The organism is Pseudoalteromonas sp. SG44-17, from assembly GCF_014164235.1.
Classification (GTDB): domain Bacteria; phylum Pseudomonadota; class Gammaproteobacteria; order Enterobacterales; family Alteromonadaceae; genus Pseudoalteromonas; species Pseudoalteromonas rhizosphaerae.
On the sequence record NZ_JACJEV010000049.1, the window covers coordinates 1 to 21113 of the forward strand.

The 21113-nt window shown below is 41.0% G+C and carries 16 protein-coding genes; 7 read left to right on the top strand and 9 right to left on the bottom strand.

What is annotated here, in order from left to right:
- The first annotated feature begins 112 nt into the window (after window positions 1-112).
- Both H5182_RS20655 and H5182_RS20660 read left to right on the top strand, forming a co-directional pair.
- On the top strand, window positions 113-478 hold the full coding sequence (locus H5182_RS20655) for an energy transducer TonB (protein WP_182760548.1): 366 nt from the start codon (window positions 113-115) through the stop codon (window positions 476-478).
- Between the two features lie 79 nt (window positions 479-557).
- Window positions 558-803 carry a DUF3297 family protein gene (locus tag H5182_RS20660; RefSeq protein WP_149982278.1) on the top strand — a complete coding sequence of 82 codons (246 nt, stop codon included), beginning with the start codon at window positions 558-560 and terminating at the stop codon, window positions 801-803.
- A gap of 55 nt (window positions 804-858) precedes the next feature.
- Here the strand turns inward: H5182_RS20660 and H5182_RS20665 are convergent, their stop codons facing one another.
- The 4 genes from H5182_RS20665 to H5182_RS20680 all read right to left on the bottom strand — a co-directional run bounded on the left by H5182_RS20665 (window position 859) and on the right by H5182_RS20680 (window position 6322).
- On the bottom strand, window positions 859-2154 hold the full coding sequence (locus H5182_RS20665) for a DEAD/DEAH box helicase (protein ID WP_182760549.1): 1296 nt from the start codon (window positions 2152-2154) through the stop codon (window positions 859-861).
- 174 nt (window positions 2155-2328) lie between these two features.
- Window positions 2329-3519, bottom strand: a complete 1191-nt coding sequence (locus H5182_RS20670; protein WP_182760550.1) for an alpha/beta hydrolase-fold protein — start codon at window positions 3517-3519, stop codon at window positions 2329-2331.
- A gap of 110 nt (window positions 3520-3629) precedes the next feature.
- Window positions 3630-5450, bottom strand: a complete 1821-nt coding sequence (gene glmS / locus H5182_RS20675; RefSeq protein WP_182760551.1) for a glutamine--fructose-6-phosphate transaminase (isomerizing) — start codon at window positions 5448-5450, stop codon at window positions 3630-3632.
- 113 nt (window positions 5451-5563) lie between these two features.
- Window positions 5564-6322 carry a DeoR/GlpR family DNA-binding transcription regulator gene (locus H5182_RS20680; RefSeq protein WP_145240141.1) on the bottom strand — a complete coding sequence of 253 codons (759 nt, stop codon included), beginning with the start codon at window positions 6320-6322 and terminating at the stop codon, window positions 5564-5566.
- A gap of 180 nt (window positions 6323-6502) precedes the next feature.
- Here H5182_RS20680 and H5182_RS20685 point away from each other — a divergent pair, with 180 nt between their 5' ends.
- Window positions 6503-7030 (top strand): sugar O-acetyltransferase, encoded by a 528-nt coding sequence (locus tag H5182_RS20685; RefSeq protein ID WP_182760552.1) that lies wholly within the window; start codon window positions 6503-6505, stop codon window positions 7028-7030.
- Window positions 7031-7202: 172 nt separating this feature from the next.
- Here H5182_RS20685 and H5182_RS20690 read toward each other — a convergent pair whose 3' ends face one another.
- From H5182_RS20690 to H5182_RS20700, 3 genes are read right to left on the bottom strand one after another with little or no spacing between them, the layout of a single operon-like run.
- The gene (locus H5182_RS20690) at window positions 7203-9605 is read right to left on the bottom strand and encodes an ABC transporter permease (RefSeq protein ID WP_182760553.1); all 2403 of its coding nucleotides are present in this window, start codon (window positions 9603-9605) and stop codon (window positions 7203-7205) included.
- A gap of 1 nt (window position 9606) precedes the next feature.
- On the bottom strand, window positions 9607-10311 hold the full coding sequence (locus H5182_RS20695) for an ABC transporter ATP-binding protein (protein WP_182730664.1): 705 nt from the start codon (window positions 10309-10311) through the stop codon (window positions 9607-9609).
- An 11-nt stretch (window positions 10312-10322) separates the two neighbouring features.
- Window positions 10323-11576 carry an efflux RND transporter periplasmic adaptor subunit gene (locus H5182_RS20700; protein WP_182730663.1) on the bottom strand — a complete coding sequence of 418 codons (1254 nt, stop codon included), beginning with the start codon at window positions 11574-11576 and terminating at the stop codon, window positions 10323-10325.
- 225 nt (window positions 11577-11801) lie between these two features.
- Between H5182_RS20700 and H5182_RS20705 the strand changes: the two genes are divergently transcribed.
- Window positions 11802-13199 (top strand): sigma-54 dependent transcriptional regulator, encoded by a 1398-nt coding sequence (locus tag H5182_RS20705; protein WP_182760554.1) that lies wholly within the window; start codon window positions 11802-11804, stop codon window positions 13197-13199.
- A gap of 2 nt (window positions 13200-13201) precedes the next feature.
- Window positions 13202-14518: a PAS domain-containing sensor histidine kinase gene (locus H5182_RS20710; protein ID WP_182760555.1), complete on the top strand. Its 1317-nt coding sequence runs from the start codon at window positions 13202-13204 to the stop codon at window positions 14516-14518.
- Between the two features lie 125 nt (window positions 14519-14643).
- On the opposite strand, the gene H5182_RS20715 is transcribed toward H5182_RS20710, so the two are convergent.
- Complete coding sequence (locus H5182_RS20715; RefSeq protein WP_182760556.1) at window positions 14644-16998, bottom strand: tetratricopeptide repeat protein; 2355 nt, start codon at window positions 16996-16998, stop codon at window positions 14644-14646.
- 138 nt (window positions 16999-17136) lie between these two features.
- Window positions 17137-18417 (bottom strand): acyltransferase, encoded by a 1281-nt coding sequence (locus H5182_RS20720; protein WP_182760557.1) that lies wholly within the window; start codon window positions 18415-18417, stop codon window positions 17137-17139.
- A 182-nt stretch (window positions 18418-18599) separates the two neighbouring features.
- On the opposite strand from H5182_RS20720, the gene H5182_RS20725 reads away from it, so the two are divergent.
- A complete protein-coding gene (locus tag H5182_RS20725; protein ID WP_182730743.1) occupies window positions 18600-19463 on the top strand; it encodes a LytTR family DNA-binding domain-containing protein in 864 nt (287 codons plus the stop codon).
- Between the two features lie 66 nt (window positions 19464-19529).
- Window positions 19530-20801 carry a LysM peptidoglycan-binding domain-containing protein gene (locus H5182_RS20730; protein ID WP_182760558.1) on the top strand — a complete coding sequence of 424 codons (1272 nt, stop codon included), beginning with the start codon at window positions 19530-19532 and terminating at the stop codon, window positions 20799-20801.
- Window positions 20802-21113 lie beyond the last annotated feature (312 nt).

Here is a 21113-nt window from a genome sequence, read left to right on the forward strand (position 1 = left end):
ATTATATCAACGGATATTACAACAATGTTAGACCACATCATTATAATGCAGGTTTAGCACCAAATGAATCTGAGGTTAGATACCAAGATTCTAAAACTGTGGCCAAAATTAGTTGACCACTACAATTCAAGCTCAATACTTAGATCTACAAGGTGTTTGGCACCGACTACAAAAAATACCTAATCATGAATACCCGCTAGAATTATTGAATATTCAGGGTAAAGGCTGTGCAGAAACCAGCTTTGTCATTTCAAAAAGCGGCACAGTGAAGAATATAATAATAAATAATACCGATCCAAAACGCTATGGCCGCCAGCTACAAACGGCTACCCGACAACTTGTTCGTAAATGGCATTGGCCTGAGCAAGAGCAAGCGACTAACCTCACTATGCGCTTTGATTATTGCTTTGACAAAGATGTCACTCGTGACGAAATAATTAGCCACTGTATTAAGCAATCAAAGCAACTGTGCAGTTAATTTATTTTGATCAGTATATTGAGCCTAAGGCCTGTATTGCCTACAATGGCACACAATATATTCAATGCAGATCACAATTATGACTGATACAAATAAACCAGAATTACCAGATCAACTTTCGATCAACCCACGTAGCAAATTTTATGTAGAAGAAGTATTCGAGCATGAAATCGGCATTACACTTAACGGCAAAGAGCGTTTTGACGTTGAAGAGTACTGCATCAGTGAAGGTTGGATCAAAGTAGCCGCACCTAAAGCACTAGACCGCCGCGGCCAGCCATTACTTATGAAAGTAAAAGGCACAGTAGAAGCGTTTTATAAGTAAACTAACTGTTTACTGTAAATGAAAAAGCCGACTGAAGTCGGCTTTTTTGTGTTTGTTACTTACGACGCCAGCCGCTCCATACATCATCTATATCATCGGCTTTATTTCTGTTCTTTTTCTTACCAGTACCTTCAGGCTTGGCCATTGGCTTGTCGTTTTTAAGCGCAAGTGCTGCATCAAGGTTGGCTTGGTTTACGGCAAAGCCTGTTACTTCTTCACGATCTAAACGTAGCTTGTTTTTCTTCTCGATGATTTTAAAGTGATGAAAGTCTTCATAATCAATCAGTGATAACGCTAAACCTACTTCACCAGCACGGCCACTTCGGCCAATGCGGTGCATGTAATCAGCAGGGCTGCGTGGTAAGTTAAAGTTAATAACGACAGGCAGTTTGGCAATGTCTAAACCACGGGCGGCAATATCCGTGGCTATTAGTACTTCTATTTCGCCATTTTTAAACTTTTCGATTACCCGAGTACGTTCACTTTGGCCTTTATCGCCATGGAATACTTGCGCGTTAACGCCACGTTTTTCGAGCTTACTGGCTAAGTGCTCACAATCTTTTTTAGCGTTGACAAAAATCAGTGCTTGGCGCCATTGCTGCTGTTTAATTAAATGCGCTAAAACCGTGGTTTTTTCGCCTTTATTAACCGTAAATACACGCTGTACTAAGGTGCTTTCATCTTTGCTTTGTACTTGTATTTCTATCGGGTCGTTTAACAACTCTTGGGTTAATAGCTTAACTTGCTCAGGGAAAGTCGCTGAAAACAACATGGTTTGTTTTTTAGCGGGCATAAGCGCTAATAAGTTAGCCAGTTCTTCGGTAAAACCAAGGCTCAACATGCGATCAGCTTCATCAAGCACTAAAGTTTTGACTCTATCGAGCTTAATCGCATTACTTGAGATTAAATCAAGCAAACGCCCAGGGGTTGCCACGATGATATCGGCACCGCCACGTAATGCCTGCATTTGGGTATTAACCGATACACCACCAAACACGGCAACTGTTTTAATCGCGCCGTTAAAATGCGCCGAATACGACTTAACATTATCAGCTACTTGCGTTGCAAGCTCACGGGTAGGTACCAAAATAAGCGCCGAGACATAGTTCCCTTTGGTATCTCGCTTGAGTGCACCTTGTGATATTTTTTGCAATATCGGTAATGCAAAGGTCGCTGTTTTACCAGAGCCGGTATTTGCACCAGCAATAAGGTCACTGCCCGCTAATATACTTGGTATTGCCTTAGCTTGAATTGGCGTAGGCTGGGTATATTCCAGCTCGGTTAAACGAGCTAGTAGCTCTGGGATAAGGCCAAGTTCGGTAAACGTGCTAGGGCTTGCGGCTGAGGTCATATTTATTACGGGCTTATTGCTAAAAAAGTAGCCTGTAATTTTAGCGTATTTAGCACGTATTAAGTAGGGGTTAATGGTTTAAATAGTATTTAGTTGCCGCCAATAAAAAAGACGCTTTAGCGCCTTTTTTATTTAAAACTTCTAACTTATTGTTATTTCACAGTAACTAAAAAGCTAATTACGCTCATCAAACTCTGCTTGTAACCTTGTATTTGCATTTTTTAACGCATCAAAATAAGGGTAAGTAGTGTCTGCAAGCTCTAATGCTGCTTTTAAATACTCTAGCGCTTTTTTAAGATTGCTCTGCATTTCATAGCCATAACTTAGCCCCCATAATGCATCCACAGATTTGGGGTGATGTTTAATATTATGCTTGAATACTGCAATTGCTTGCTCAAACTGCTTTGTATTTACAAGATTGTAGCCAAGTTGCCTAACCGCTGCCTCTGGTGGCGATATCTGCTCACCCCATTGTTGAGATAAGTTTTGATAATAAGCATCAATAGAGGCTACATCGTCAGTTAAAGCACTTATGGGCATTTGCTTAGGTAAAAATAGGTGGTGATAGGCATTAAATGCCCCAGCAACGGAAGTCAGGTTATGCGACACACCATCAAACGCATCACTAAAGAAACGCAAATTTGCTAACTTATTCGATTGCAATGATTGTTGTAAGTCATCGTACCTTTCACGCATGATGCCGGCTTCTTCGCCGATATTGATATAAACGTAACTATTAAGGTCTTTAGTTTTAGCGATAAACGATTTTGTACTTTTTACCGATGCGCCATAGTTCCACCAAACCGCAGGGCTATAAGCAATGTGTGCTTGAAATAGTTCGGGATTTGCCTGCAAAGCATATAATGCAAATACACCACCAGCGGAGGCTCCAGAAATCACTTTATAATCATGCGTACGATAGTTTTTATCAACTAAAGGAATGAGCTCTTGTTCAAAGAATGCTAAAAATTTTGCTGCGCCGCCCCCTTCACCGACAGGGCCTTGGGGTTCTTTATTCACCGTCGGATAGAAATCTCTTAATCGATTGGTGTTTTCAATAGCAACGATGATAACCTCAGGCGCACGATTATCATTTTGTAAACGCTCAATAACAGCACTGGCAAGCGGTATATTACCTGCTCCATCTAGGCGATATATAACAGGGTATACCTTATTTGGCTCAGCTTGATAGCTTTTAGGCAACTGCACTGTAACTGTGCGTTCTTCGTTTAAAACAGCCGATTTAATAGTGTGCGTGTGCACAGAGTAATCTGTACTTTGTTGTTTAGTGTTAGATTGTGCAAAGGTATTTTGTGAACTAAAAACAAAAAAGCTAACAAAACACAGAGTGGTGAGTAAACGCATAACTAATCCCTTAGAGAATAATGAGTTACTTAAGCTAACAGAGTTTCAGGCACAAAAAAAGCGCATTAAGCGCTTTTTTGATATGAAAAAAACATTATAACCTTTTGATTTTATTCAACAGTAACCGATTTCGCTAGGTTACGTGGTTGGTCAACGTCAGTGCCTTTAATTACTGCTACGTAGTACGAAAGTAACTGTAGTGGGATTGTATATACAACTGGAGCAATTACGTCATCAACATGATTTACGTTGATCACACGCATGGTTTCGTCTGACTCAAAGTGTGAGTCTTTATCAGCGAATACATAAATGATGCCACCGCGAGCACGGACTTCTTCTACGTTTGATTTAAGCTTTTCAAGCAATTCGTTGTTTGGTGCTACAACAATAATTGGCATGTCTGCGTCAATCAATGCTAATGGACCATGTTTAAGCTCACCTGCTGCATAGGCTTCTGCGTGAATGTATGAAATCTCTTTAAGCTTAAGTGCGCCTTCCATTGCGATTGGGTATTGCGACCCGCGACCTAAAAACAGTGAGTGGTGTTTATCAGCAAACTCTTCTGCAAGGTCTGCAATGCCATCAGCCAATAGTAGCGTTTCTTCTAATTTAGCTGGAAGCAATTTAATAGCGTTAACAATCGTACTTTGATCTAAGCCTTTCTCTTGCGCAATAGACGCAGTAAGCATTAACAAACCAACAAGCTGTGTAGTAAATGCTTTAGTAGAGGCTACACCAATTTCAGCACCGGCTTTGGTCATAAAGGCAAGGTCTGATTCGCGTACAAGCGATGAGCCTGGTACGTTACAAATAGTCATTGACCCCATATAGCCTTGCTCTTTAGCTAAACGAAGCGCAGCTAAAGTATCAGCCGTTTCACCCGATTGAGAAATAGTTACTAGCAGGCTATTTTCGTGTACAAACGACTGACGGTAACGGAACTCAGAGGCAATTTCTACGTTACAGCTAACACCTGCAAATTGCTCAAGCCAGTAGCGGGCAACCATACCTGAGTGGTAAGACGTACCACAGGCAATAATTTGTACGTGTTTTACGTCTTTAAATATTTGCTGAGCGCTTTCACCAAAGGCATCAATCGCTACGCGGTCGTCGTTTAAACGTCCTTCAAGGGTGTTACGTACAGCAAGCGGCTGTTCGTAAATTTCTTTAAGCATGTAGTGACGGTATTCACCTTTACCTGATGCATCTTGTGTGATGTTTGATTCAATGACTTCACGTTCAACGGCATTGCCGTCTACATCAAAAATTTCCACACTGTTACGGGTGATACGCGCTACATCACCTTCTTCAAGGTAGATAAAGGTACGAGTTACTGGTAATAATGCTAATTGGTCAGAGGCAATAAAGTTTTCGCCAAGACCTAAGCCAATAACTAATGGACTGCCTGAACGGGCAACAATAATTTCATTATCGTTGGCTTTATCAAATACTACTGTACCAAATGCGCCATCAAACTGCTTAACCGCAGCTTGTACTGATGCAAGTAAAGTGGTGTGTTGCTGGCGAAGTTGATGAATTAAATGCACCATTACTTCGGTATCTGTGTCTGATAAAAACTCGTAACCATCGCCTTTCAGCGCTTCACGTAAGCTGGCGTGGTTTTCAATAATACCATTGTGCACTAAGGCAATTTCGCTGTTTGAAATATGCGGGTGCGCGTTTGCTTTCGTCACGCCGCCGTGAGTTGCCCAGCGAGTATGTGCAATACCGGTAGTCCCTTTTACGCCAGCTTCATCAAGCGCGTTTTCAAGGTTAACTACTTTACCCACTGCTTTTACGGTATTAAGTGTATTACCATCTAAAAGTGCCACACCAGCTGAGTCGTAACCACGGTATTCAAGGCGCTTAAGGCCTTCAACTAAAATTTTATTTACTGGGCGTTCTGCAACTGCCCCAACTATTCCACACATAATTTCTCCTTTTGTACATGCCAAAGCGTCAACTTTGGGTTTGTATGTGTTGTTTAATATTTAAATGAACATCACAGGTGTTGTCGGCCTGTAATAAACACGAATTTGTAAATTTATAGCTCAGCGCAGATCAACTGCACACCACACGCTTGTATTGCTTGGCGAGTATCGAGTGCTAAGTTGCTGTCGGTGATAAGCGTAGTCACTTGCTGCCAAGGTAATTCTAAATTAGGGATTTTTCGGCCGATTTTTTCTGACTCCACCAGCACTATAACTTCACGAGCAGCGCCCGCCATAACTTGGCTTAGGCCCACTAGTTCATTAAAGGTAGTAGTACCACGCTCAACATCAATGCCATCTGCACCAATAAATAGCTGATCAAAATCATAAGAACGTAAAACACTCTCTGCAACCTGCCCCTGAAAAGATTCAGAATGAGGGTCCCACGTACCACCGGTCATCAAAAGTGTTGGCTCGTTTTCCAGCGCCAATAAGCGATTAGCTACTTTAATTGCATTAGTCATCACCACTAAACCGCGCTTATTACCCAGTTCAGGGATCATTGCTGCTGTAGTACGACCACTGTCGATAATAATGCGGTTATGATCTTTGATTAGTGCTGCTGCGGCTTTGGCAATCGCCACTTTACGTTTTGAATCAATATCATCGCTTACAATTTCTTGCGGCAATGCTATCGCGCCACCATAGCGGCGCAGTAATAGTCCGCTTTTTTCAAGCGCTGTTAAGTCTTTACGAATGGTTACTTCAGAGGTTTGAAACTGCTCAGCTAAAATATCTACGGCTACTTCACCTAACTCATTAACTTGAGTAAGAATAAGGTGACGACGTTGCTGGGTGTTTCGTTTAGTCATTAAGTAAACCATTTAAGTTTCGTTTCGAAAGTTACGAGATTTTAAACGAAACTATGAAAATGGCAAGTGAATGTATAAAAATACCTCTAAATTCATAACAATATAATAAACCCTTCCAAGCGTTGATCTTATTAGCAATCAAGTTAAGCTAAGTGAAATTATATATAATGGCATTAATTCATGAATAAATTCAACAGCCTTGATAAATCATACTTAGAGCAACGTAAAATCACCCATGAAATCTGCCGCTTGTTTGCTAAAAGCCCCAGCAAAGGCAATTTAAAACGCATTAAGGGGCTTTTTGCGCAGTGTGGCGATGGAGTGATTATTGAGGCAGGCTTTCACTTTGACTATGGCTCGCAAGTTCAAATTGGTGATCGTACTTTTATAAACATTAACTGCACTATGTTAGATGCGCCAATTAATGAAGGAGCCATAAGCATTGGCGACGATTGTTTAATCGGCCCGAACGTTCAGCTTTTGACAGTCTCTCATGCAGTTAATCCCATAGAGCGGCTCAATAAAGAAAACTTTGCAGCACCTATAACCATTGGCAATAACGTATGGATAGGCGCAGGCGTTATTGTACTTGCAGGTGTTAGCATTGGCGATAATGCTGTAGTAGGCGCAGGGTCGATAGTGACCAAAGATATTGCAGCAAATACGGTGGTTGCAGGTAATCCCGCAGTGAAAATTAAAGATATTTAAACAGCACGACTCAAGTTTTCGAGCATATAAAAACTCGGCTTAACCTCCTGTCGCGGGATAAACCCGCTACTGCCTCCCCCCTCAAATTGTTGGTCGTCATTTATAACGAAAAGAATATACAAAAGGCCTATCGGTGTTCTGATAGACCTTAAGTAGGGTTCTTTACTCGTTATTACTCATATCTTAGTGTTAACGATGGCCGTGTGCTGGCGGCTTTAAAGGCGAGGCTGGCAACCGTGAGCCAAGTAATTGCAGCAACACTTAGAGCTGCAACCAGATAAACCCACAGCGCTTGATCAACACGCTCATTAAAGTTGGCTAACCAATCACCCACCAGCCAGTAAGTCAGTGGAAAAGCAATTGCGATACTTGCGGCAACTAAAATCAAAAACTCTTTTGCTATTAAGTTCATAATGCTGATGCGTGATGCGCCAAGGACTTTGCGTACCGCGACTTCTTTTTGGCGGCGTAATACCGAGAATGACGCTAAACCAAAGGTCCCCACACACGCTAAGAAGACAGCTAAGCCAGAGAATAAAGTGACAAACTCAGTGGCACGTTCATCATTACGATAAAGCGCACGATAATTGTCAGCCATCATTTCTATTTTTGGGTCATAAATATCAAGTGTTTCGGCCAAGATGCTAGCAAGCTGTGACTTTATATGCGGGAGCTGTGTTAAATCCAGATTAACGATAATTCTACCAACCCAACTGCTGGTGTAACCGCAAATGAAGATGGTTGAGGGCTGCGTATCTTTAACGCTACCTACTTTTATATCTTTAACAACGCCAACAATCGTTATGGTAAGTTCTTGGCCGTAACCTGTGTCTGTGCGCCAAATACTACCAATTGCATCTTCTGCAGTTACATAGCCCGCTTGTTTAGCTAAAGATTCGGTCAATATTGCTGACGCGGTAGCTTGAGTATCACTGACTTTATTAAACCAATCAGCCCCCATTTTTGCACTAAAGTCACGCCCAGCTACCAGTGATAAATCCAAAGCACTCACAGCATCATTACCCACACCAATAAAGGGTAAAGTTTGTTTAGTAAACTGACCGTTATCAGCCGTAAATGTACGAGACGAGTTATAAGCACCGGTTAGTGAAATATCTATTACGCTGGCTTGTTTCACACCATTAATAGCGTTAATGCGATCTAACAGCACATTGTTTTGGTTATAGAATATATCTCCTGCGTCAATATCACTGATCATTAGCTTGCCTTCTTTTGCGTAACCAACAGGGAGTGACTGCAAATGTGCCAGCTGCTGTTGTAACAATAAGGCGGCAATGATCAGTGCGACCGACAACGCAGACTGTAAAACTAATAAACTTTTTCTAACGGCAATGGCTGTGCGGCCGCGTTGCATGTCACCACTAAGTACACGCTTAGCACTAAACGCCGACATAAACATCGCAGGATAAATCCCTGCAAGCAAACCAACCAATAAGGTAACAACGGCAATTGCTGCACCTAAGGCTGAGCTGTAATTAAGCGCTAGCTGACGATCAACTAATTGGTTAAAAGCTGGTGTTAATAATTCAACCAACATGCATGCTATCAGTGCTGCAATAACGGTTATAAGTAATGACTCAACTAAAAACTGGCAAACAATTTGTGTCTTACTCGCACCAAGGGCCTTACGAACACCGACTTCTTTTGCGCGCTTTGCAGATTGCGCAATACTCATATTGATAAAGTTAAAAGCCGCTAGCAGTACTAATAAAATACTCAAACCAATACAAATACGCAGCGTTGAAAGCGAGCCATTCATTTTCATTTCAAAATTAGAGCTTGCGGTTAAATGCAAAGCAGTTAAGGGGTGTAATGTAAGCTGGGCTGAATCATACTCAGAATCTTTATAAACAACTTCTCTATAGCGATGCTCAATAGCTTTAGCAAGCTTGCCAACATCAGCGTCAGGAGTAACCCGGATATATGTATAGCCATTGTTATTTTGAAAGTTATTATTTGCAGGTGGCTCTTTAATTAATGCTTGAAAAAAGAAGTGCGTATTATCAGGTAAATCAGAAAACACAGCACCGACTTGCCAACGCTTATTTCCCTGTATTAAAGTTTCACCAATAATAGCTGTGCTACCAAAAATCCGTATTGCATACTGCTCGCTGAGTGCAATCATATTTGGCGTTGCAAGTACTTTTGCCAGATCCCCAGCTGCAATATCGATATTGATAAAATCAGTCACGTTACTACGCGCCGCAAGCACATTTTCTAATTTGTAACCAACGCCATCACGAACAAACTCAGAGCCTGGCGGAACCAAATCAAGTGAGAGTATGTCTTCAATTTCAGCCATGTCTTTAAAAGACGCGATCACATCTTTATTGACAACTGGTGCTCCCATTCCAAGTGATGGGAAATATTGATATACACGATACACGCGATCAGCATTAGGTTGCTGTTCATCATAAGAAGCTTCATTAAAGGCAAACATGGCCACTAAAATAGCCGCAGCTAAACCAACACTTAAGCCAATGATGTTAAGTAAAAAATGTTGTTTTTGCTGTTTAAATGCCCGTAGGGCTGTCACTAAATAATTAATAAACATGTTAAGCAACCTCAGCAGCGCTTTGCTGCACAACATTCGCTTTGTCAAGCATCACTTGGCCGTCGAGTAAGCGTACTAAACGGTCAGCATATGCACCTTCTTTCTCTGAGTGGGTCACCATAATTACTGTGGTGCCTTCGCGGTTTAGCTCGCGCAACATAGCCATGACTTCATCACCATTTTTAGAATCGAGGTTACCGGTTGGCTCATCGGCTAAAATTAGTTTAGGATTAATCACTAATGCACGCGCCACGGCTACCCGTTGCTGCTGACCACCCGAAAGCTGCTGTGGTAAATGCTCGCCTCGGTGATCAATGCCTACGCGCTTTAAAATGGCTTCAACGCGTTGTTTGCGCTCACTTTTTGATATTTTTTGATACTGTAATGGTAGCTCTACGTTCTCAAATACAGTTAGCTCGTCAATTAAGTTAAAGCTCTGAAATACAAAACCGATTGATGCTTTACGTAGCTCCGACAATTGCTTTTCGCTGTACCCTGCGATGTCTGTTCCAGCAAAATCAAAGCTACCTGCACTTGGTGAATCCAACATACCTAAAATAGACAGCAAAGTTGATTTACCACAGCCAGATGGCCCCATAATCGCTAAAAAGTCACCTTCGTTTACGGTTAAGTTAATGTTACTTAGCGCTGTTGTTTCAACATCTTGAGTACGAAATACGCGGCTTAAATTAGTTAGTTTGATCATTGTTATTTTCCTTAAAATTGTAGTTGCTGTGCTTTATCAAAGTTACTGTAGCTAGAGGTAATCACTTGCTCCCCAGCATTGAGCCCTTCAAGCACTTCAAAATAGTTTTGATTCTTTTTGCCTAAGCGAATATCACGACGCACTGCTTTATCGCCACCTTGCTCAATAACATAAACCCAGTTACCGCCCGAGTTGGTAAAAAAGGCGCCACGTTTAAGCAGTAGAGCATTGTTTTTGTCACCCCCCAGCATTAACTCAATATCAATGCTTTGCCCGCGCTTAATGCTTTTGGTATTACTTGGTAAATCCACTTCAATTTGAAATTGCGACTGCTGTACGCGGCTATCAATTTTGCTCACCTTGGCGTTCACTGTGCCGCTTTCAAGTTCAATCATCACGGTCATGTCACGCTGTACTTGGTTTAAATAAAACTCATCAAGGCGTACCACTAATTTATATTCATTTGGAATATCAATTTGGCCTAATCGCGCGCCACTGTTTTTAGATTCACCAATTTCCACATCAAGCTCGCTTAGGTAGCCTGAAACAGGCGCTTTGATTAATAAATTGTCGAGATTTCGACGCGCAAACTGCAGGTTTTTTTCAAGCATTTTAGCGCTGTCTGATAACTGTGCGACTTGCACCTCACGGATTGAGTTTTCTTGCTTTTGGCGCTCAAGCGTGAGCTCTTTACGAGCGTGGTAATAATTTAAATCTTCTTCTAACTCTGCAAGTTGCTCCTGCGCTAATACGCCACTTTTAACCAAAGGTTTAGTTTGCTGTAAACGACGGGTGAGGTGCGTAATTTTTAGCTCTATTTCTAATAAGTCACGGCGTAAATTTAACCGGCTGGTTTCCATAGTCATTTGCGTATTGCGTAAAAAATTAAGCTGCTCAGTTACTTGGGCTTCGCGACTCATTACATCTAGTTGTAAGTTGGTATTGCTCAAACGCACTAGTGGTTGGCCTTTCTCAACATATTCGCCTTGCTCCACTAAACGCTCCTCAACTTGCCCACCGGCGATGGTATCAAGGTAAATACTGGTTTTTGGTACCACTTGACCGCGTAAACTTAAGGCATCTTTAAATGCACCTTGTTTCACCGTGCTAACGGTTAAGCTACTGCGTTCAATATTCTGGCTACGACCTGTATTACCTGTTTGTGTAAACCCATACGCAGCGGCAGCAACACCCAATGCCAATGCTGCAAAGGTGAATTTCTTTAAATACTTTTGGGTAAATGAGCGTTCTATTTTCTTATCCATGTTGGCCACCTTGATACAGGTTTAATAAACTAATTACCGATAGTTATTACAAACGCTGTGCCAACTTTATTTAACATTAAAATTCAATACCTTATAATTAAATGAAATTATTATTATGTTTGTAGTGTCCGTTAATAGAACACTTTTTTATTTTATAAACGTCCATTTATGGACACTGTTCCTTTTTTGTTTTAGGCTAAATAAAACTCTATAAAAATAAAAATCATGAAACACACAGGCTCGCTTTTAATTGTTGATGACAACCCCGATATTCTAATCGCCGCACGGTTATTGCTAAAGCAGCATTATCTAAGCGTTAAAACCACTGACAACCCATTTGAAATTGCAGGCATCATTAACGAGCAACGCAAAGCTGATCAGCCAATTGATGTGATCTTACTCGACATGAACTTTACCCAAGACTCCATCAGCGGCAAAGAAGGTTTTTATTGGTTAAAAAAAATCATCGAGCAAGACGCTAATATCGTTGTTTTGTTAATGACCGCCTACGGCGACATTCAACTCGCGGTGGATGCTATTAAAGCAGGCGCATCTGATTTTATTGCTAAACCTTGGCAAAACGAGCAACTACTTGGCGCTGTGGCGGCGGCTTTTTCACATGCCAAAGACAAACAGCAAGTGGGTAAGCTTACCCGTCAAAAGGACGGCCTTAATCAAGTACTCAATAATCAGCCATTTGAGTTTTTAGGTCAAAGCGCCGCTATGCAGCAGGTATTCACCACCATTGAAAAAGCCGCACAAACTGATGCCAATATACTGATCACCGGCGAAAGCGGCACAGGTAAAGAACTCACCGCGCATGCCATTCATCAAGCAAGTATGCGCCATAATCAAACCTTTATGAGTTTAGACATGGGTGCTGTGGCACAGAACCTATTTGAAAGTGAGCTATTCGGCCATAAAAAAGGCGCATTTACCGATGCCAAAAGCGATCGAATTGGTAAATTTGAGCTCGCCCAAGGCGGAAGTTTATTTTTAGATGAGCTGGGTAATTTACCCCTAGAGCATCAAGCTAAACTGCTTGCCGCATTACAAAACCGCAAAATTACACCTGTTGGCGGCAGTAAAGCAGTTGATATTGATATCCGCCTAATTTGTGCCACTAACGACAATCTTGATCAAGCTGTCGCCGAGGGGCGTTTTCGCCAAGATTTGTTATACCGAATAAACACCGTTGAAATTCGCTTACCGGCTTTACGTGAACGCAGTGATGACATCCCAATGCTAGCAGATTATTACCTCAATCATTTCGCACAAAAGTACAAGCGCAACTTAACCATAAAAACACATGATATGAGCTTACTTTGTCAATATGCATGGCCAGGTAATGTCCGCGAGCTTGCTCATGCTATTGAGCGGGCTGTTATTTTAAGTGATGGCGATAATCTTGATGTTAGCTCAGTGATTGGTAGTGCTGGTACTACTAATCATACAACCACCAATGACAACGAGGCATACGACACCTTTGATCTTGAGATACTCGAGCAGCGCACTGTGCGTGCAGCGCTAACACATTACCAAGGTAATGTTAGCCATGCGGCCAAAGCCTTAGGTTTAACGCGTGGTGCTATGTATCGCCGTCTTGAAAAGTATGGGCTATAACAATGCGCCCTCATTTATTATTAACTATTAATATTGTGGCACTTATTAGCGCCTGCGCACTCGTTAGTTATCTATTACAAAATAATGGGCTTTCAGCAACTTCGCTGTTAACTATATTAGTCACTGCGGCCTTGATAACGCATATTTTTACGCTCTTTAAGCGCCAACAAAAACAAGCAGAAATGGTGATCCGCGCCTTAGCCAATGGCGACAGCACCTTAGGTCTTGGCCAACAACATCCAATGCGCCAACAATTTGAGCAAGTAAAAACGCAAATGCAAACAGCACGCTTTAATGCCGAACAACAAGCGCAGTTTTTGCAAGCACTGCTTATTCATGTTGATTTAGCGGTTATGGTATGTGACGACAACGGCAAAGTGATTGAATCAAACCCAGCAGTCAGCAAACTACTGGGTAAAAGCTTCCAGCATCTACGAGAATTAGGCGCTGTTGGTGAACTAATTTTGAACGCCAAGAACAATATGCGAAGCACCACCTATTGGCAAAATGGCGAGCAGCACGACACGCTTTCTATCCAACTCAGTATCGCCGAAATACAAGGCAAAGTGCGTCGCGTAGTAAGCCTACAATCAATTCATGACCAACTACAACTCAAAGAACAACAAGCTTATAAGCGCTTAACTAAAGTACTTACGCACGAAATTGCCAACTCTATTACCCCGCTTTCATCGTTAGCTGATACGTGCAGCAATTTACTGCCACAAGAACTGTGTTTTATTGATATTGAAGATAAACAAGACTTACAGCTTGCACTAAGCACCTTAGCATCAAGAACGGCACATTTAGGCGACTTTATTGCTCGTTTTCGCCAAGTTAGCAGCTTACCTAAACCTAATTTAGCGCCTGAAAATTTAGCCGATATGCTAGCGCGTATTGTCACCTTGCATCAACAACAGTCGCGTGAGCTGCAAATCAATATAGAACTTACAATTAAAAGCCAGCAATTAGTGATGCTAGACAGTAGTCAAATAGAGCAAGTATTAGTAAACCTGATAAAAAATGCACTTGAAGTGTTAAGCAGCAACAAAAAATATAACGCGCAAAGCCCCGCTCAGCCAAACATCAAACTCAGCTTGGCACAAAACGCCAGCCAACAACTCTATGTTGAAGTCAGCGATAATGGCCCAGGCATCAGCGAACATGTGGTGGATATGATCTTCGTACCATTTTTTACCACTAAACAACAAGGTTCAGGTATTGGCTTGAGCCTATCAAGGCAAATTATGCTCAACCACGGCGGTGATTTAATTTATGTACCAAAACCACAAGGCGCATGCTTTAGATGTGTGTTTGGTTGAGTGTAGAACACCATTTAAGATGACTACTTATTAGAATTGGCATTTTCGCGCTAAAGCACGACCTACATAATTTCACAGCATATATCGTAGGTCGTCGTTTACGACGATAAAAAGCTTGTATTGAGCTAGTCTGTAATCCCTAATTCAACCCTTAATTGCTCAATATTTTTATGTTGCTCAAAAAAGCTCACAACGGCCTGAATTTGTTGCTGCTTTTCACCTTCAAAATTATCGGTTAGGTAATATTTAATCTCACTAAATCCCCACGTTAATTCCATCTCCTTCGGAATTGCAGTTAAGGCAGTAAACACCTCTTCAATCGTTTTATCGTCAAGCAAAAAGCGAATAAACTGCATTACAGCTAAGTTCTCAGGGTTATCTGAGTATTTTTCTGACTCAGCAACACGTGTAAGAACTTGTTCTGGCGTTTCATAAAGTAAAGCAAGCTCGGCCATATTTGCTCTTGGGTTAGCTATAGTTTTTTGAATTTCTTCATTCGAAGAGTCTTTGAACTGCTCAATCAAGGTTGTGAAGCTATTGAGTGCATCCTCAAGTTTGCCTTGCTGACCATAAGCGAAACCTTGGTTAACCATCGCTTTAGCCACCCCAATTTTAATCTCTTCATTCGACGAGTCTTTGTATTGCTCAATCAAGGTTGCGTAGCTGCTGAGCTCGTCATCAGGCTTGCCTTGCTGACCATAAGTAATGCCTTGGTTACCCATCGCTTTAGCCACTTGAATTTGAATCGCTTCATTCGGAGAGTCTTTGAACTGCTCAATCAAAGCCGCATAAGTGTTGAGCTCGCCATCAGGCTTGCCTTGCTGACCATAAGTAATGCCTTGATTAAACATTGCGTTAGCCACTTTAATTTGAATCGCTTCATTCGGAGAGTCTTTGAACTGCTCAATCAAAGCCGCATAGCTGTTGAGCTCGTCATCAGGTTTGCCTTGCTGACCATAAGTAATGCCTTGGTATAACATCGCTTTAGCCACTTGAATTTGAATCGCTTCATTTGGAGAGTTTTTGAACTGCTCAATCAAAGCCGCATAGCTGTTGAGCTCGTCATCAGGCTTGCCTTGCTGACCATAAGCAATACCTTGGTTATACATCGCGTTAGCCACTTGAATTTGAATCGCTTCATTCGGAGAGTCTTTGAACTGCTCAATCAAAGCCGCATAGCTGTTGAGTGCGTCATCAGGCTTGCCTTGCTGACCATAAGCAATACCTTGGTTAACCATCGCTTTAGCCACCCGAATTTGAATCTCTTCATTCGACGAGTCTTTGAACTGCTCAATCAAGGTTGCGTAGCTGTTGAGCTCGTCATCAGGTTTGCCTTGCTGACCATAAGTAATGCCTTGGTTAGCCATCGCTTTAGCCACCTCAATTTGAAGCTCTTCATTCGATGAGCCTTTGAACTGCTCAATCAAGGTTGCGTAACTGTTTAGCTCGTCATCAGGTTTGCCTTGCTTAGCATAAACGACACCTTGGTTTAACATCGCTCTTGCAACAAAACCCCAACTCTCTTCATTATGTATACTTTTAAAGTTTTGTATTAACTCATCATAAGATTTAAGTTCAGCATTTACATTTTGCAACATAGAATGGGCAATAGCTGTATTCCATAACAGCTGTGCATGAAATCGAGTTTGTTTTTCACTATCTTTCAAAGTTTTAATAGCTAAATTTAGATATTTTAGAGTCTCTTTATAGTTCTTTTTCCCATAACCAACACTTGCTAGGTTTGAGTATTCACGCGCAGTTGTATGCCCTTTACTTATTTTATTAGTGCTATTTTCTAATATTCTTAATGACTCAGGGTTTGGCTCTTGTTTCTCTGCAATAGACCTTTGCACATCATCAGCCGCTGCTTCAACTTCTTTTCTCTTCTCTTCGATAATCTGATGGGCTTCATCGATATATTTCTTTAAGTATTCAACCGATGCATTAGCCTCGCCCAATTGTTCTTGCAAAGAAGTCTGCGCACCTTCTAAAATTTGATTTGAATTTTCCATAATAAATTTTTTCATCTGCACGTTAGCTACATCTTCAGCTTCTTTTTTACTCTGTCTGTAGACTATGTAACCACCTCCAGCTAAAAGAACTGTCAATGTGAAAAACCACCAATTGAATGAGTCTTTCATATCTGCTGCTCGTTCATTAAAAAGGTTTGTCCGATCCGAATGTAACTTGTCCTGCACATCTAATTTAGTCTGGAGACTGGCTAGCTGTACTTTTAACTCTTGCTGCGCCGCTTCTAGGGCTTTAAAATCATTACCGAGTGATTTTTGTTGCTGTAGCTTTTCATCTAGTCGAACAAGCTGGCTTTGCATACTAAACAGTTGCTGATACATAAAATCTTGGCTATTTTGCGTATTAGCTATAATCGGAGCTGAATTTACAGGCGTTGAATTAGGTGCTGTTGTAGCAAAAGCTGCGCTAGGCAAGCCCCATAAAAAAACAAGTAGTAATAAAAAACGCATCAATCATCCCTAAAATAAATTTGCTTTGCCAAGGTTGCAGTCAAAACCACATAGTAGTCTTTTAATCTAACCGAGTTTTGTAGCACATACCACCTAAAACCAACCATTTATAAAATATTCTAAATTATATTTTTGATGCTAAATCAACCTAAATATCAGCGGGCTTACCAATATAAGCCCGCAACCAAAGCCTGCTTTAACTTGCCATGCTTTATATTTACCTGTGACTTTAATCCCTAAAAATGGGCTTAATAGATCGACACGGCGAACAGCAATAAATACCAGCCAACAAATAATGAAAGTGAGGCTGAGTATAAGTAATGGCTCTACAAAGCCACCTAATTGCAGCTTCGACAAATAAAAGGCAAGGCCAATAATTACACTTTGATGTAATAGATAAAACGGAAATACGGCTGAGTTTAATAACGCTAATTTAGGGTGATCGTGATTCAAAAAGCATTTTGCTAATGCCAGCATTAACATCACACCCACTAATCGTTGCGCGGTATACAGCATATCCATGCTGGTAATTTGCCATTGGCTCGTAGCTGGGTTTTGCCAAATCATGTGATAACCCAGCACGACAACTAAATAACCTAAAATGAATACCACTAATAACGCCTGCCAGTGACGTAGCAGTTGGCTGTAAAATGCAGGCTGCCAAGCAAGCAAGTAACCGTAAAGTAAAAACAACGCGCCCATGGGGTATCGGAATGTATCACTCGGCCAGCTCAGTTTTAAAATACACAGCGGCAATAGCAATACAATAAAAACTGTAAATAACGAGCGCTCACATAAACGCGTGATTACTGCTTGCACATGAGAGTGATGAAACAGTGGCATTGCCAACACCAGCAATAAAGTAAATTGCCACAACGAACGCAAGTACCAAAGATGGTTTACATCAACATGCGGCCAAATACCTGCTTGATAGTGCTCAAATAAAGGGTTGGTTAAATCAAAAAACAGGCTGTAAAACTGCCAAAAGGTCATTGCTAAACCAACCTCTTGGCTCATTTGCGCATAAAGCTGAATCGGCACTATAAACCAAATGCCAAACAATAAAGGCAGTAATATTTTTACACTGCGCGTAATTAAAAACATATCTAAACTAAAGCGCGCAATAATAAAGCGCAGCGCTACTCCTGAAATAAACCAGATTAGTCCCATTCGCCACGGTGACAGTAACAACATGACATTTTCAACACTGCTAGACAAATACTGGCTTTTAAAATGAAATCCCCAGTTTTGGCTGTATAACATGCCGGTGTGATAAAAAATTAATAAACCAAACGCAATCACCCGTAGCCAATCAAGATCATAACGGCGCTTTGGCAGTTCATCATGCTGATTAAATACATTTAGCCATGGCTGTAATAGCGTACGTGTTGTGTTTTTAATTACTATTTTAAGTTTCATGGTAGATTTAGCTTACGACTAATTAATAACAAATATGAACAACAATCTGCGTTAAGCAATCAGAAAAGGCTGATAAAACAGTCAGTAGGGATAAACGGTGGATATCAGGGATGATAAGTTTGGTGATCTATCACTATCTTGCTAGTCTAATTATGGTCTTTTAAAGAGTAACAATAATAATGATCTCCTTAACGCATTTTCAGCGCTACCAGAGATGGTATGCGGCATTATTTTTATCTAGTTATATTTTTATCAACAATACTATAAATGCCAGCTCAAACATTATGGAAGCCCAGCGAGATGGCGAACTCCCATTTATGATCTGGGAGCCGTTTGTATGGGAATATTCCAGCGCTATTGGCACCTTGTTGTTGTTTCCCGCTTTAGTTAGGCTATTAAAAACCCAGCCTTTTAATTGGCAAAAAATCCCCCGCTCATTACTGCTATATCTGCTGGCAAGCATTGCTTTTTCGTTATTGCATATTGGCATTATGGTCACCATTCGCAAGCTCATTTACACCGTACAAGGCATGTATTATGACTTTGGTTTGGTCTGGTTTGAATTACTTTATGAATACCGCAAAGACTTGTGGGGGTTCTTATTTTTAATTGCTGTTATTAAAACCTATCAATATGTAGTGAGCCAATTAAGTGGTGAAGCAGCACCGATCAGACAAGGCGAAGATACGCCTGAAAATTTAAATTTCGATAGACTACTGGTAAAAAAACTGGGAAAAGAATTTATTGTCCGCGTAGCACAAATAGACTGGCTTGAATCTAGCGGTAATTATGTAAATCTACATATTGATGCAAGAATTTATCCGTTACGTGCAACTATGAGCCAACTTATAACTCAGTTAGAACCGCAAGGGTTTTGCCGTATTCATCGCTCCCATGGCGTTCGGTTAGATGCGATTGAATCAATCACGCCACTACCGAGCGGGGACAGTGAAGTAAAACTTACAACCGGCAAAGTACTTAACTTATCGCGTCGCTATAAAGAGCAATTTAAGGGACAGTTAAATTCAACTACAAGTCATTCTTAACTCACGCTATGTTAAGCTAGCCTGATTTAGGTTAACCGCATTTATATTTTCGGAGTAGTTTAGTACGTGTCTTTAAATCGATTTATCCGCATTCTGCCATTGATTGTTATTTTATCCGGTTGTGAAACCACACCTGAACAGCCATCTTCACAACCTGATATTAAGGCTAACCCAAATATTGTTGTTAAAGAACAAAACGAAAATATTGAGCAAATAGCTCCCTTAAGTCCTCAGGAACTCGATGATGTGTGGCAACGTATTCGTGCGCAGCTTACATTTTCCAATTCTAGCCACCCAGATGTGCAACAACGCATTGCATGGTATTTATCTCACCCAAACTATATGGATGAAATTAGTCGCCGTGCTGAGCCTTACCTTTATTATATAGTCACAGAGGTTGAAAAGCGGAACTTACCCATAGAATTAGCGTTAATGCCGCTAATTGAAAGTGACTTTGATGCCAGTGCCTATTCGCACAAGCATGCATCTGGGCTTTGGCAATTAACGCCTGCAATTGCTAAGTACTTTAAGGTAAAAATTAGCCCTTGGTACGATGGCCGCCAAGATGTGATCGACAGTACCCGCGCTGCTCTGGATTTTATGGAGTACTTATACAAACGCTTTGATGGTGATTGGTATCACGCTATAGCAGCCTATAACTTAGGTGAAGGCCGTGTACTTAGAGCGATCAGCAACAATAAAAAGCAAGGTAAACCAACTGACTTTTTCAGTTTAAAACTCCCTCAGCAAACCAGTCAGTATGTACCTAAACTACTTGCTGCGGCACAATTATTAAAAAGCCAAAAAATGGCGTTCCCTGCAATAGCAAATAAAGATGCAATTGCCAAAATAGCCATTTCTGGCTCAGTTATTTTAGATAATAAAGCCCAATGGCAACAGTTAGAGCCCTTAAACTACGGGGTCATTCGCTTTCCGGCGATTATTGATGCACCGCATCTCGTCGTTCCTGCTAGTGAGCAAAAGCAATTTGAGACTATGATTGCTGATCAAGATTCTAACGACTACAGCCAATGGCAACATTATACAGTTAAGCGTGGCGATAGTTTGAGCGTGATCGCTAAGCGCTACAAAGTAACTGTAAGCCAACTAAAAGCATTTAATAATTTGAAAAATAGTACCATACGTATTGGTCAAAAATTAGTGCTACCGCAGTTAGCCGATACGCAAATAGAGCATAAGGTTAAATCTGGAGAAAGCTTGTGGAAAATAGCCAACCATTACAAAGTCAGCATCACTAAGCTAAAACAATGGAACAGCCTTTCAAGCGATCACTTAAAAATAGGCGATAAGCTAACCGTATTTTTATCAGCAAGTTAATAATATGAACGCTGGATAATAAGCCTATCTTCAGCGGCTATATGCAATGCTAACTGTGTTAGGCCTAAATAATTAAAGGGCTGCAATCATGCAGCCCTTTGCAAACAGTGATTAATCATCAGCTTGTGATTTAGTGTGGTACCAATTTACTGTGCGGGTCAGCATCATAATCAAACTCAGTACCACAAATACCAATCGTGTTAAGTTACTGACCATTTATAGCGACAGATAAATACAGTGATAACAAGGCGTAAATTTTGACATGTAGTTGTTCTACTTGAAAAAATTATAACGCAGTTAGCGCTTTATTTA

Excerpts from the sequence above, each read along its gene's own strand:
- H5182_RS20685 (WP_182760552.1), top strand. The coding sequence starts at position 6,503 with ATGAATAAATTCAACAGCCTTGATAAATCATACTTAGAGCAACGTAAA.
- H5182_RS20710 (WP_182760555.1), top strand. The coding sequence starts at position 13,202 with ATGCGCCCTCATTTATTATTAACTATTAATATTGTGGCACTTATTAGC.
- H5182_RS20670 (WP_182760550.1), bottom strand. The coding sequence starts at position 3,519 with ATGCGTTTACTCACCACTCTGTGTTTTGTTAGCTTTTTTGTTTTTAGT.
- H5182_RS20715 (WP_182760556.1), bottom strand. The coding sequence starts at position 16,998 with ATGCGTTTTTTATTACTACTTGTTTTTTTATGGGGCTTGCCTAGCGCA.
- H5182_RS20680 (WP_145240141.1), bottom strand. The coding sequence starts at position 6,322 with ATGACTAAACGAAACACCCAGCAACGTCGTCACCTTATTCTTACTCAA.
- H5182_RS20705 (WP_182760554.1), top strand. The coding sequence starts at position 11,802 with ATGAAACACACAGGCTCGCTTTTAATTGTTGATGACAACCCCGATATT.
- H5182_RS20695 (WP_182730664.1), bottom strand. The coding sequence starts at position 10,311 with ATGATCAAACTAACTAATTTAAGCCGCGTATTTCGTACTCAAGATGTT.
- glmS (WP_182760551.1), bottom strand. The coding sequence starts at position 5,450 with ATGTGTGGAATAGTTGGGGCAGTTGCAGAACGCCCAGTAAATAAAATT.
- H5182_RS20660 (WP_149982278.1), top strand. The coding sequence starts at position 558 with ATGACTGATACAAATAAACCAGAATTACCAGATCAACTTTCGATCAAC.
- H5182_RS20690 (WP_182760553.1), bottom strand. The coding sequence starts at position 9,605 with ATGTTTATTAATTATTTAGTGACAGCCCTACGGGCATTTAAACAGCAA.
- H5182_RS20720 (WP_182760557.1), bottom strand. The coding sequence starts at position 18,417 with ATGAAACTTAAAATAGTAATTAAAAACACAACACGTACGCTATTACAG.
- H5182_RS20700 (WP_182730663.1), bottom strand. The coding sequence starts at position 11,576 with ATGGATAAGAAAATAGAACGCTCATTTACCCAAAAGTATTTAAAGAAA.
- H5182_RS20665 (WP_182760549.1), bottom strand. The coding sequence starts at position 2,154 with ATGACCTCAGCCGCAAGCCCTAGCACGTTTACCGAACTTGGCCTTATC.